Annotated in this window: 17 protein-coding genes; 4 read left to right on the plus strand and 13 right to left on the minus strand. The window is 38.7% G+C overall.

Annotated elements, in window-relative coordinates; genetic code table 11:
• Positions 1-42: 42 nt before the first annotated feature.
• Together E0485_RS05060 and E0485_RS05065 are read right to left on the minus strand one after the other, a co-directional pair.
• The gene (locus E0485_RS05060) at positions 43-483 is read right to left on the minus strand and encodes a hypothetical protein (RefSeq protein ID WP_132416901.1); all 441 of its coding nucleotides are present in this window, start codon (positions 481-483) and stop codon (positions 43-45) included.
• Positions 470-1639: a hypothetical protein gene (locus tag E0485_RS05065; RefSeq protein ID WP_132416902.1), complete on the minus strand. Its 1170-nt coding sequence runs from the start codon at positions 1637-1639 to the stop codon at positions 470-472. Before E0485_RS05065 ends, E0485_RS05060 begins: the two co-directional genes overlap by 14 nt.
• A 197-nt stretch (positions 1640-1836) precedes the next feature.
• Here E0485_RS05065 and E0485_RS05070 point away from each other — a divergent pair, with 197 nt between their 5' ends.
• Both E0485_RS05070 and E0485_RS05075 read left to right on the plus strand, forming a co-directional pair.
• The gene (locus E0485_RS05070) at positions 1837-2055 is read left to right on the plus strand and encodes a DUF4372 domain-containing protein (protein WP_132416903.1); all 219 of its coding nucleotides are present in this window, start codon (positions 1837-1839) and stop codon (positions 2053-2055) included.
• Positions 2039-2503 carry a transposase gene (locus E0485_RS05075; protein ID WP_165921078.1) on the plus strand — a complete coding sequence of 155 codons (465 nt, stop codon included), beginning with the start codon at positions 2039-2041 and terminating at the stop codon, positions 2501-2503. Before E0485_RS05070 ends, E0485_RS05075 begins: the two co-directional genes overlap by 17 nt.
• Before the next feature lie 1036 nt (positions 2504-3539).
• On the opposite strand, the gene E0485_RS25435 is transcribed toward E0485_RS05075, so the two are convergent.
• From E0485_RS25435 to E0485_RS25445, 3 genes are all read right to left on the minus strand, one after another.
• The gene (locus E0485_RS25435; protein WP_235857428.1) at positions 3540-3791 is read right to left on the minus strand and encodes a hypothetical protein; all 252 of its coding nucleotides are present in this window, start codon (positions 3789-3791) and stop codon (positions 3540-3542) included.
• Entirely contained in the window at positions 3788-4180 is a 393-nt protein-coding gene (locus tag E0485_RS25440; RefSeq protein ID WP_235857430.1) for a transposase, read from the minus strand. Before E0485_RS25440 ends, E0485_RS25435 begins: the two co-directional genes overlap by 4 nt.
• 102 nt (positions 4181-4282) lie before the next feature.
• Positions 4283-4681: a DUF4372 domain-containing protein gene (locus tag E0485_RS25445; RefSeq protein WP_235857432.1), complete on the minus strand. Its 399-nt coding sequence runs from the start codon at positions 4679-4681 to the stop codon at positions 4283-4285.
• A gap of 268 nt (positions 4682-4949) precedes the next feature.
• On the opposite strand from E0485_RS25445, the gene E0485_RS05085 reads away from it, so the two are divergent.
• The gene (locus E0485_RS05085; protein WP_132416905.1) at positions 4950-5657 is read left to right on the plus strand and encodes a hypothetical protein; all 708 of its coding nucleotides are present in this window, start codon (positions 4950-4952) and stop codon (positions 5655-5657) included.
• Between the two features lie 536 nt (positions 5658-6193).
• Here E0485_RS05085 and cysK read toward each other — a convergent pair.
• From cysK to E0485_RS05125, 8 genes are all read right to left on the minus strand, one after another.
• Complete coding sequence (gene cysK, locus E0485_RS05090) at positions 6194-7132, minus strand: cysteine synthase A (RefSeq protein ID WP_132416906.1); 939 nt, start codon at positions 7130-7132, stop codon at positions 6194-6196.
• A gap of 97 nt (positions 7133-7229) precedes the next feature.
• Positions 7230-7769, minus strand: a complete 540-nt coding sequence (locus E0485_RS05095; protein WP_165921079.1) for a DUF402 domain-containing protein — start codon at positions 7767-7769, stop codon at positions 7230-7232.
• Between the two features lie 319 nt (positions 7770-8088).
• On the minus strand, positions 8089-8442 hold the full coding sequence (locus E0485_RS05100) for a hypothetical protein (protein ID WP_132416908.1): 354 nt from the start codon (positions 8440-8442) through the stop codon (positions 8089-8091).
• 19 nt (positions 8443-8461) lie between these two features.
• A complete protein-coding gene (locus tag E0485_RS05105; protein ID WP_132416909.1) occupies positions 8462-8983 on the minus strand; it encodes an NUDIX hydrolase in 522 nt (173 codons plus the stop codon).
• A gap of 14 nt (positions 8984-8997) precedes the next feature.
• Entirely contained in the window at positions 8998-9663 is a 666-nt protein-coding gene (locus E0485_RS05110; RefSeq protein ID WP_132417144.1) for an HAD family hydrolase, read from the minus strand.
• 20 nt (positions 9664-9683) lie between these two features.
• Positions 9684-10268 (minus strand): nucleotidyltransferase family protein, encoded by a 585-nt coding sequence (locus E0485_RS05115; protein ID WP_132416910.1) that lies wholly within the window; start codon positions 10266-10268, stop codon positions 9684-9686.
• Positions 10265-10771 carry a GNAT family N-acetyltransferase gene (locus tag E0485_RS05120; protein WP_132416911.1) on the minus strand — a complete coding sequence of 169 codons (507 nt, stop codon included), beginning with the start codon at positions 10769-10771 and terminating at the stop codon, positions 10265-10267. Before E0485_RS05120 ends, E0485_RS05115 begins: the two co-directional genes overlap by 4 nt.
• Entirely contained in the window at positions 10768-12183 is a 1416-nt protein-coding gene (locus E0485_RS05125; protein WP_132416912.1) for a prenyltransferase/squalene oxidase repeat-containing protein, read from the minus strand. Before E0485_RS05125 ends, E0485_RS05120 begins: the two co-directional genes overlap by 4 nt.
• 95 nt (positions 12184-12278) lie before the next feature.
• Here E0485_RS05125 and E0485_RS05130 point away from each other — a divergent pair, with 95 nt between their 5' ends.
• Complete coding sequence (locus E0485_RS05130; protein WP_132416913.1) at positions 12279-12668, plus strand: response regulator; 390 nt, start codon at positions 12279-12281, stop codon at positions 12666-12668.
• Positions 12669-12693 lie beyond the last annotated feature (25 nt).

Genomic DNA, 12693 nt, shown 5'->3' on the forward strand with positions numbered 1-12693 from the left:
CCGCCGCCTAATGCAATAATCTGTTTCATTCCTACATCTCCTTCATGGTTGCAGAATAATATGACCTTCTGATTTATTGATTGTAAACACAGCTTCATCACGCTTTAGCATGGTTATATCTTCATTGGTAAAATCATATTTTCGAGAAAGATCAAGATATTTGACTGCTATATCTAGGCGAACAAATAATATCAAATTGATATGATCATGGTATTTAATCATAGAGTCAACATCGGCCGCACCTTTGATCATTGTGAGATCAGCTGGATCCATATATGGACGTAAGATATATACCGAGTCCCATTCAAAATCTGTATAATCCTGAAGAGCAAGCTTCTGGCCGTGTTCACTTTGTTCAATTGCGTTCATAATTCCTTCTGTAATCATGGGTGGAGCAGATTTTCTTTCAAGTACAACAAACAGAACAAGGCATATGAATAAGATCGTCAGACATAATGCAATAAGCTTCTTAGCTTGAGGCACTGCTGAAATCAACCTCCTGAATAAGTTGATGAATATCAGATCGAGTTAATTGATAGTAGATCCATTCAAGCATAGCGTCCATTTTGTCACCATTATTCGCTTTCAAATCCTTGATAAATAAGTGCATGGTCGGAAATCGGAACGGAGCTACGATATTATACAGGTCATTAATGACATCTAATTCTTGCTGCGATAATTCATAGTGCTTGGTTACTGCTGACATGGCCTTAGCCAGATGTTCATCACATTGCTTCATGAAAGCCCAATCGCCCAATTTATCTAAATCATCTACCCGTAAAAAATACAAGCATTCACAAATGATGTAATTAAGAATCGTTTCAGTTCCCGACAAATTAAAATCGATTATCCCAACTAGATTTAACTGGTCATCAAGCAAGAGATTAGAATCGTTCAAATCAGATTGAAAAACAGCTTTGGGTAAATTGCGATACTTTGATTCAAATCGAGACTTTTTATCTAAATACAGAGACCAGATCGTCTCCATGAGCTGATGATCACCAGATTGCTGCTTGACTGTAAAATAGAATTTTTCAGCAAATTCATAGTTCCCATCCGAATATTCATCCTCACTAAATTTATCATAGAGTACATAAGGAGAAGGCCAGTTTACTAAACTCTGATCCTTATAAGTGGATGCAATTAAACCAATCGAATCATAAACTTGAGAACGAAATGAATGAGAGGCAAAATAACGCTTCAGGTTAGCAGTTATTTCCTTACTATCAGCGGTAGAAGCAGTTTTTTCCTCGATATATTCTTCAATTGTCTTATACTTCTTATATTCCTCTGCATTTACGATGAATTCGCGGCCATGAGTGTCCACATAATCGAACGAATATGAATTAGTCGCAGCGCATTCCTGAATCATTGGACAATACAAGCCGCATTGCTTATAACGAACTGTAAGCTGCGCCCAGCCATTGATACGTTCGTGCTTTGTGAATGAATTCCTAGATACTTTGATCACTATAGGTTTAATATTCGCATCTTGATAGGTAACGCAATATACGAATCGAAGATCATCTTGATCTCGAGAAGAATCAATAAATTGGATTTCCTTGATCTTATGACTGCCATACATGTGAATAATGTTATTCCGATCATCTTCAGGTAGAACGATAATTAGTGAATTCATCTTAATTCGCTTATTCGGCTCCTTTTGTATATAACTTTTATTTAAATAATCTCAATAGCGTGCATTAAATTCGGGGCATCTTCTGAAACCCAAAATGTGCTAAAAATGTCAAATGTCAGTCGATTATTACAATAAAAAATCTCCATTATTAGGGGAGCAGGTAGTCTGTCCATCTCCCTTATCATTGGAGATCACGCATGGACAGGGACACACTACTTTCGTCATTTAGTAAATGGGGTGCGCACCTAAACGCAATATTAATTTCTGAGTGGACCGTGGAAACAGGTGAAGATAAATACGTAAAGAAGCTCCATTCACTGGCTTTTCTCTTGATCTTCATTGATGCTCAACTCAATCAGCGCAAAGCTTTGCGGGATATTGTCACTGAAGTTGAAAGTAATGAAGCTTTCCAATAGAACTTGGCATTACCTTCATCAGTACTTCACAGCTGTCAAGGAAGAACAACAAGCTTTCGCCAGAACTACTACAGAAGATGTTTGTCGATCTGGTTACTCAAGTCTCTCGCTTAAGCCTACCTGCAACTGGACTAATCAGCACGGTGAACTCCTAGACTCTACGACTATGAGTCTATGCCTTAGCAAGTACAAGTGGGATACTTATCGGAAAACAAAGGCTAGAGTAAAGCTCCATTTGCGGGTAACCTTCTGTAATCCGAATACGGTATACCCGGAGAAGGCTGTGCTTATTTCAGCCAAGCCATCAGATCGTACTCAAATGGATGCACTTACTGATGAAACAGGCGCAACGTATGTGTTTGATCGCGGCTATGAGGTACACGGTATCGCCATATTTCCTGAAAATTCAATAAACGTGAGATCAACAATGTTTATGCAACGCTATTGAGCTTGAATGGATTTCCTTTATAGTCCCCAGCTATAATCATGCTAGTAGCCATATCATGTCCTCCTAGTAATTCATCATAATTTTATGAAAACTATTCTAGATATGTCAACTATCGTTTAATAGCAAACAAAATAAGCCCCACCAAACAATATAGGTCAGTGGGGGGTTATATATTTTGATATTTTATTGATATGCTAAACTTAAGAGGTAATACTGGCCAGGGATTGCATTGCCAGATTGACTGTGTACAGTAAAATATATCTTGTCTCCAGGTTCTGCATACAGACTAGCTGCAAAGGTTGGACCAACGGAATTTACTGTTCCATTTGGCTTGATTTGCTGAATCAACATTAAATACCCATTTTCAGGAGGAGATGTCCAATTGGTGATTCTAGTATTGCAGAGATTTGACGAGCTACACTACTCGTATGTTTGTATACATAAACATCAAGATCGTTATTATCGAGATAGGTACTTACTTACTTGATTACTTGGAGCTATTGGAACAGCGCTGTTGAACGAGTCTCCCCACCCAGCTTGAGCGTATGCAAAACACCGCCGATTGCCAATAAACATACTGTAAGTAATGTCATAATAGAAAGTTTGATTTTTTTCAATTTCGAAACCTACTAATATTTTGTAAGGATTTGAGCCTTTCTACATCATAATAATACAATATTTCACAAATGACACCGACAAGTGCTTTGCGGTGAGCGCAATAATGTTGCGGAATAGAGTATTGTTTTGCGGTATTTTTTTCTTTTTTTGTAATAACTATACATTTTATGGATATTTATTTCATAGTTATCTCTCTTTTTCTTTTATACAAAAAATAGCTTACAACTGCTTAAAGCATGGTTCTATACAGTTAATTTATACAAAAATTCACTAGCGTTGCATTAAACCCACAGGAAATAATTGATTAAAAATTCAGAAATACATTTTTTCCTGCTGAACCAAAAGGTCAATTACCTGTTAGAGGCAGTCTGTCCATTTGGTAAAATTATACTATTATATCGCCGGTTGACTGAACGACTTACGCTTTCTTTCGCCTACCTGTAGATGAACGACTTGGCTTTCGGTGAATTCGCCCAAGCCAAGTTTCTGCCCGATCCCAACATAATGCCTTTAGCCAACGATAAAGGGCAAGTAGGCTGTGCTTTGTACCCGTCCCCATCTTCACCAGAACCAACAAACAGAAGGCTATTAGGGCGATCCATACCTGATTCTTAACCGCTTTTTCGCATGTTCCATAAAAGGACTTAATTCGTACATGTTGTTTCATCATTTGAAGAAAGTCTCTATCGCCCAGCGTTCTTGATAAATCTGGCTGATTTCATCGGCCTCTAGATCGAAACGGTTGGTCAAGATGACAATGGGATTTCCTTCGGAATCCTGCGTATGAATAAGCCGTAGGACGTTTTCCATTCGCTTCTGTGGGGTGCCGATGTATACCATTTGATCGGAGAGAACCTGACTTGCCTCTGGCAACGAGAACGTATGCGCCACACGGATGACGGTATTTTTCTTCGTGCGTGTAACGAAAAATATGCCACACTCACAATAATCGTCGAACTTCTCATAGTCGATATAGCCGCGATCAAAGACATAAGTCAGGCCGATCTCATCTACCAGATGTTCCATCTGACTGCAATCGTTCTTCTTCGCCGTTGTCATTAGGACTTTCTCTGGAATGGTTGCTGCATCGTCTATGTAGGCTAACCGGAATTGTAATTTGATACCAGCCTTGGTCTTACGAAACTCGGCCCACTTATACTTCTACAAACAAAGTCCGATGGTCGTAGAATCGATTATTCGAAAATCTCGTCGTGAAGAAACTGGCGCAGTACGCTCACGAATCCGAAGTACGAGATCGCTAAACACCTCTTCAAGTAAGGATGGATCGACCTGATTATGTTTTCGGCTTAATTGAGAAGCGGAGATAGATGTGATGCCAAGCTCTTTCTGAAAGCCCTTAGTGAGCAGGTCATCTGCGATTTCACGTAAACCATCTCGCTGGTGAAGCTGGGCATGCAAGAACAGTTTAAGATACGAAAGTGTTGTTAGTTTTTTTACGTACTTATCTTGCTCGGTCTCATACACACGTTTTGTAAATTTCTTAATACAAATGGGAGAAATCCATTTACCAAATGACGAAAATAGTGTATTCTTGTCCATGAGATTGGTCCTTTTTAGTGGATTATGGACAGGAACTACCTGCCATTCCATTTTAAAGGATCTTTTTATTTATTACTGTTAAATGCTTAATATTGCTATTATTCAAATTAAATTAATGCAACGCTAGTGACAAAAATTGAAACATTAATTTGAAATATAATATTAATTTGTAAATATTTGAATAAATATTGTCAAATCTTGGACAATAGTGTATGGTTATACTAGAGTTGTTGGCCGACACTCATAATATTTGAAATGAGGATGAGATATGTTAAAAAAAGTCTATGCTCTTGTTTTAAGTCTAGCTTTACTTTTAACAGTAGTCACACCAACGAATGCAGCAAGTCCTAATATCGACTTTAATCAAATTAGTATAGAGTCCGGATTACCCGTTGATAAATTAAAAGAACTATGGGCAAAAGAGAGCACTATGACTCAAGAACAATTAGATGAAATAAGTTACCAACAGATGGCTTCTACTTTAAATATTAGTATAGAAGAAGTTAGAAAATCATTTTCCGATGCTGAAAAACTTGCGCCATATATGTCCATTGATGATAGCGGTTCCCTAATCTTCGATAGTGTTGCTGCACAAAATGCAAATGTTGTTGAGAAAAGTGTTATTAGCGCACTTGTTCAAGATCTCAATACTGTAAAACAAAATCAGCAACTATTTAAAGCATGCGAAGGTGAACAAACATATAATGATAACATTTTATGGGAAGAAGCGCTTTTTAATTCTTGCACAGCAAACAAATTAGTAGGTTATCTTGCCTTAGCTTCTGCTGCCCTCTTAATAGCTTCAGAAATTACAGCAACGATTGCTCCTCCAGCAGCTGCAGTAACTAGAATCACAAGTGCGTTAATTGCTGCCGCTGCTGGTGTTGTTTCTACTGCTGCTTCAAATGGCTGTGGTATAAAAATAAAAAGATGGCTTGGAATTATCCCATGGTCAATTACATCTCAATGTGATTAAGGATTAGTGTAAAATGCTATCTTTATTAATATCAATTTTAGTAGTCGCTCTTTTCATTTCAGTCATTATATTCTTTGTCATTCTAAGAAAAAGAAAAGTTAAAAAATACTCCCGCAAACAATCTTGGCTTTCAAGTACTACGACTTTTCTTATGTTGCTTGTACTAATTATATCCAACAATGCATATTTCACGGATATTAATTTATATGCATCAATCTTATCTTATATTTTCGTAATTATCACAATAATTTTGATATATATAAATCAACTAAAATATGCATACATGACATTAATTATGTTAGTAATTTCAATTATTTGTATAATTATTCTCTAATTCTCAAATACAGTGAAACAGCCAAGGTATCCATACCTTGGCTGTTTTTTTACTTCTATGTCAAGTAATATAGATTTAGTCAATAGCGTTGCATTAAATTTGGGGCATCTCCTGTAATCTAAAATGTGCTCTAACAGTTTCCAAATAAAAAAGACAGCCATTTGTAATCGGCCGTCTCACTTTATCACTTATTTGGACTTTTCTATTCTTCTTTGAAAAGTTCAGTTGATAAATACCTTTCTCCTGAATCCGGAAGTAGAACGACAATCGTTTTACCCTGGTTCTGCGGATGAAGGGCAATCTGTGTTGCAGCATAGGTTGCAGCTCCTGATGATATGCCAACTAGCAAGCCTTCGCTTCTTGCGAGTTCTCTTGCAGTCTCAATAGCGTCTTCGTTCTTCACTTTGATAATTTCATCAACAAGAGTTGGATTATAGTTATCAGGAATGAATCCAGCGCCAATGCCTTGAATTTTATGTGGACCTCTTTTGCCACCCGATAATACAGGGGAATCGTAAGGTTCAACCGCAATAATTTGGATAGACTTGTTCTTCTGTTTCAACGCTTCGGCGACACCTGAAATTGTGCCTCCTGTTCCTACCCCTGCAACAAAAATATCGATCTGCCCATCCGTATCTCTCCAGATCTCTTCCGCTGTCGTTAATCGATGTGCTTCTGGATTCGCAGGATTACTAAATTGTCTAGGTATATAGGAATTAGGCGTGTTTGCAGCTATAGATTCAGCCCTTTGAATCGCACCCGACATTCCTTCTTCGGCAGGTGTCAGAACAAGCTCTGCACCTAAGGCAAGCAGCAGTTTTCTGCGCTCCATACTAAAGCTTTCTGGAAGTGTGATGATTAATCTATACCCTAATGATGCAGCGGCAAAAGCAAGCCCAATCCCTGTATTACCGCTTGTTGGCTCAATAATTACGGAATCCTTCTTAATTAATCCTCGATTCTCAGCATCTTGGATCATGGCGAATCCGATACGATCCTTCACACTACCCGCAGGATTCATATACTCTAACTTCCCAATTAATCTAGAATTCAGATTATGAGTTGCATTATAGTTAGATAGTTCCAACAATGGGGTATTCCCTATAAGCTCAGTTAAACTTGAATAAATCTTTGACGTCATCTAATACCTCCAAAGTCAAATAATCCCGATTAATATAATCGGTTATACTAACTTTACCATCTTTAGGTATTAAATTCAAATGCTTATGGACGACCAGCTACAAAGCTTCTAGTGTTGCTAAATCCTTGTAGCACCTATCCATCAAGACATTATTACTATCTTCAATACTTTGGATAAGCCTCGTGGCCTCCTGCTTTGCAAGGTGATATTCATCTATACTAATTTCTTGACTATCCAAAGCCTCTTGAAGCTCATCTTCATCGAGTAAGTAAACTTCACGGTTAGGCAGTACAACAACGTCCAAATAGAGGTCAACAAAATAAGGCTCACCTTCGTCTGTTACCTCCATTTTATGGGACACATCATAATACCATTGAACGGCTTCATTCTGTGCATTGAACATGACAGTCAAAGAATAATGGCTATTGTTCGGAAAATATTGCAACCACTTATACCCATTATCCGCGACACAATATTTATCTTTGTCTCCTACACTAACAAATAGCGGTTCTCTTACCTTGGTCAAGATGAGCATAGAAATAGTACCTGTATAATCGACATCTTCGACGTACAATTGCTTATATTCCCGTTCTAATATTCGTTTCCAATCTGATCTTTTTGCATATTTACGTTTCATCGTTATGCTCCAATCTGATATGGATCTAATACATGGTTTTCTTGTCTCCATTCACTTCTAGCTCAAGGTAGTAGTTGCCAGAAGACGTTCCAGTCATTCTCGTTTCGTTAAGAAGTTTCCCTTCAAATTGCATCCATAGACCAAATTGAGTGTGAGGGCTTATTCCAATCGCCTTTGATTCAAATACAGCTTCATTCTCATGATAGAGGTCAATGGGTTTAATTGTGATTTCCTCTAAATTTCCATAATTATATAATGAGATCGAGCATTGAGCTAAGATCTGATCTTCTTTATAAGTAAAATTACATTTCGTCTTATCTTAGGAATAATCGATAGAGGAAATTCCAGTTGAATTATGTTTTAGCAAAAATGTAGCTTTTTCAGTCATAAACGGAAAAATATACAAAATAATAATCCCACAAATGATAATTCTGCTCAGAATTTTGGGATATCGATGTTTATACAATTGGACTGTCCCAACAATACCTAGTAAGACTAACAATATCCCAAGTAATACGGAGTAATGTAAGCCTAACTCATGTCCGTTAGACCAAGGCGGAATTCCAATGAATTGAAAAATGAGATCGCCAACAGAGAGATCAATATGCGTTTTAGCTAAAAGCAATGTCCCAGTGACAAGTAATATTATAAAATAGATACCAAATCCGGCCATGTCCCCTCCACAATTGAATTCATCTCTTATTTCTTACGATCCATTCCTTAGCTGCTCCTAATAAAGCCAAATCTCTACGGTGCATAAACTCTGTTGCATAATGGACTGGAAACTCCTGTTCAATGCGTGCAATTGCTTCAGTAAGAGTAAGCCACTGCAGTTCAAAGCCTGCTTTCAGCTCATCTTCTGTGAATGTAGGATTTTCTAGGCAGCCCCTGACTTTGCACATATAACAGTAAGATATTTGCATAAACTTGCGTTTATTACGATATTCAATCACAATTCCTAAGCCATCCAGAATTTCAACGTCAGCACCGACTTCCTCAGTCATCTCTCTGACCAAAGCATCCGTCACATGCTCGTTCGCCTCAATACCACCGCCAGGCAATTTGTGATAATCCTCTTCTGCGGCATACATCAGCGCAATCTCTCCAAGCTCATTCATCACGATAGCTCTTGCCGCTCTTCTTACATCATATTGAATACCTTGCGTAGATAGAGCCTTAGAATCTTCTTCGTATATTTCAGCGATCAACTGCACAGTCGTCTACCTCTCTAGCAACTCTTATTCTCAATCTCGGTAATGACTTCTTCAAGTGACTTCTCTTTCATGGAGTTCAGAAGTAAGTCATGTTCTGCAAATGGAAGATGTCTTGTCACATCATTAGGGACAACTACACAATGTAATCCTGCCTGCTTCGCAGCTCTAAGTCCATTAAGTGAGTCCTCGAACGCAATTGCTTCACTGCCACTCACACCAAGAGCTTCAAGTGATTGTAAATAAAGCTCAGGATCAGGCTTCACTCTTGTTACATGATCTTTGGTTCTAACACTAATGTAATAGTCAGCTATTCCGCATCGCTTCAACTTTGGTATAATCCAATCCATTTGAGAGCTGGAAGCCAAGCCAATTTTGATACCGAGTCGTGTAGCTGCTTCAAGATAATCTAGCACACCAGGCCGCAGTTCGATAGATTCGACTTTAGCATTGTATTTGGCAAGGAATTGCTCCTGCACCACTTCTTCTTCAATTAATCGACCAAGACATTCTGACAAATAGGTAACTGGGTTAAAGACATCATTACTTGTACCAATACACTGTGCGAATGTTTCTAAGGGCAAATCAACGCCATACTCACGATAGACTTCTCTGAATGCATCATAACATGGTGTTTCAGTGTCCATAATCAATCCATCAAAATCAAATACAATCGCTTTAATCATTCTATTCACTCTCTTTCTCATCTGGTTGATTCATTCCATTCAATCACTTGAAGCTCAGGCCAATTAACTAACCATTTATTCACTTTTTTTCTATAAATCTCTTCCGTAATTAGCTTTTTATTCGCTCTTAACTTCATTGTTAGCAGATCAGTTAGCCCATAAGGAGCATATATAACCCACTCCCCATTAAGTTCCTGTCTGACTCCAAGAGAAGTAGCTGTTGTAGGCCATGATTGAATCGCCTCTTCAAGCGAACGATAGGGCTGAAGAGGAATCCCAAACTTCTTCTCATACCAAAGATGTACACGTGCTTGGTTTTTGATATCTAATGCGATAGGAATATCTGCAAACTGCCTTTTTCCTCTATTGATAATGATCTCTTCTGCTTCGCTGCTCAGATCCTGATCCTCATAATAAACGATATCGATATCCGAAATTCCATAATGAAGAGGACGACTCGTTAAATGATTCCATGCTGTCTGTGCAATACAACCCGCTCCTATGTAATAGGATTTCAATCCAAGTAATTTGACCCGATCAAATACTTTCATTAATAATTCACTCTGCTGCATGATACGAATCAGTTCTGATTCATTATTCATTGTACACCTATAATTTTGGCCATATAGAATTCATCTATCGACTTCCCATCAACGACTAAGGAATGCCGCTTCGTACCTTCTATCTCAAATCCTCGCTTCTTATACAAGCTGAGCCCCAGCTCATTATGAGTCATTACAGTTAGTTCTAATCTTTGTTTCCCCTGTTCGTTAGCCCACTGTTCAAGCTGGGTAAACAGCTGTGTGCCGATTCCTTGACCTTGATATTCCTCTAAAATGCCAATTACGACCATTAAGCGATGGCTTATTCTTTTTACTGAAGAACCAATCCCTGCAATGAAGCCAACGATTGTATCTCCTTCAATTGCAATTAGATAGATCGTCTCTGCTGAGTCTTGTGTTCTCCGAAAAATTCTTGCCTGATCTTCCACTGACACGTCTCTTTCACCAGGTTCAAACATCATGAATTTCGTTTCTGTATCTAGTTGATTAGCAAAATGAACGAACGCCGCTGCATCCTCTTCTACTGTACGCCTGATGATCATAATTCCTGCACCTCTACTATTGACTTTATCTTTGTTGTTACGGCATCAATCCATTGTCCGTCAGCGTCCGCAAGTAGAGTATCCCAGCCTAGCTGCTGGGCAGGCATAAAGTTTTTTTCTTGATCATCTACAAATAATATACTACATTGGCTATCAAGCTGTGAATGAACATACTCATAGATTGCTAGATTAGGTTTACAATAACCTACTTTACTTGATACAGTTATACTTTTGAAAAAAGACAGATAGGGCTGTAGGACCGGAAGCAGCCACTCTTCACAATGATTGCTGAGTAGATGAAGATCCGCATACTGGCTCCACTCTGATAAATAACCAACCGTCGGTAGAGTTCGCATATGTTGAAAAAATAAGCTTTGGGCAGTTTCAATATCCACATTCGGACACTGCTCCTTGAGCCATTGCCAGAATGCGTCTTGTCCTATTTGGCCTGTCCATAAAGGCTTCTTTATATCCTTCATAAAAGAGGCAACAACTTGTTCCATCATTACGCCTGAAGAGTCCGCAAGTTCAGACCAGAAGGCTGATTTTAAATTTGTAATAATAACGCCGCCTGCATCTAATACAAGCTGAGGCCGGGATTGGATCATCTGACTCGTACCCAAATCTGCTTCCATAAACTTGATCGCCCGTAATGCTTCCAAAGTCGTATGTGTTCGTTGCCATTCACCATCGTCACTAGACCAGCTTCCATCCTCTTGCTGCTGCAGCTTCAATCGAGAAATAATCTGCTGCAATCGATAATTCTCATCCATTTGACATAGAATGAATGTATTCGCGAGCCATGCCAGATTATCCGAAGATAGTTCATCTATAATACTGTCAATATATTGCATCAATTGTTCAGCTTCATCTTTATACCCCAATGTATAGAGTAATCCTGCTGCCATCCAGTTCGTATGCGGATATGAGTTCAGATACCCCGCTTCATTCCGATTCGCTATTAAATAGGAAGCTGCAGAGGCAAGTGCATCTGAATCGGGTGCATAATGTTGTATCCAAAGCGCACAATTCGCCGTGAGATACAGTCTTGCTTCAAGTTCTCCTGGTTTAACCCAAGGTGGACATATTTCTGCAATGCGCAGATCTTCCTCAAAAAAACCACTCTCATTCTGCTTCCTTAAAATGAACGCTATCGCACTGTCGATGAGTGGATGCTTCTGCAAACCTAGTTGTTCGAGCTGTGCTAGTTTATAGCAGGTAGCGTCTAGCGAACTAATATCTTTTCCCCAAAAAGGCACCCATCCGCCATCATCGTTCTGTTTATGATTCAGTAATTGAACAATTTCATCATTAGTAGGAATAAGCGAGTCAGTAATTACCTGTAATCTGGCCAGTTCCGTGGGATTGCCATTAGCCTGAATATAATTAATTGCTTTATTTATAGTGGTCATAGTATATAATCCTCTCTTGTTTGGTATTTTTACAAGCGATATTCAGATTATGTTCAGAGAGCAAAGCTAAACTTAAGTGCGAAGGAGGGATTGACATGAGTACCATTAAAGCAATGGTCGTTGACGATGCTGCGTTTATGCGTCTTATGATCCGTAACATATTAGAAGCAAGTGGACATCAAGTCATCGCTGAAGCTAGCAACGGCAAGCAAGCCGTTGAATTATATAAACAGCATCGACCGGACCTAGTCACGATGGATATTACCATGCCAGAAATGGATGGTATCCAAGCGGTCAAGAGAATTAAACAATTTGATTCTTCAGCCAAAATCATCATGTGCTCAGCACTCGGGCAGCGGGAGTTTGTTCTGGATGCTATATTTCATGGAGCAAGTGACTTTATCGTCAAACCAATTAATAAAGATCGTGTTTTAGAAGCAGTAAGAAATTTATTTGCGAGCCCACTGAATCAATTAGCGAAGTAAAGATCTTCTATAATTCAGCTTGCTG

Source organism: Paenibacillus albiflavus (assembly GCF_004344915.1).
In the GTDB taxonomy this organism is placed as follows: Bacteria; Bacillota; Bacilli; order Paenibacillales; family NBRC-103111; genus Paenibacillus_AM; species Paenibacillus_AM albiflavus.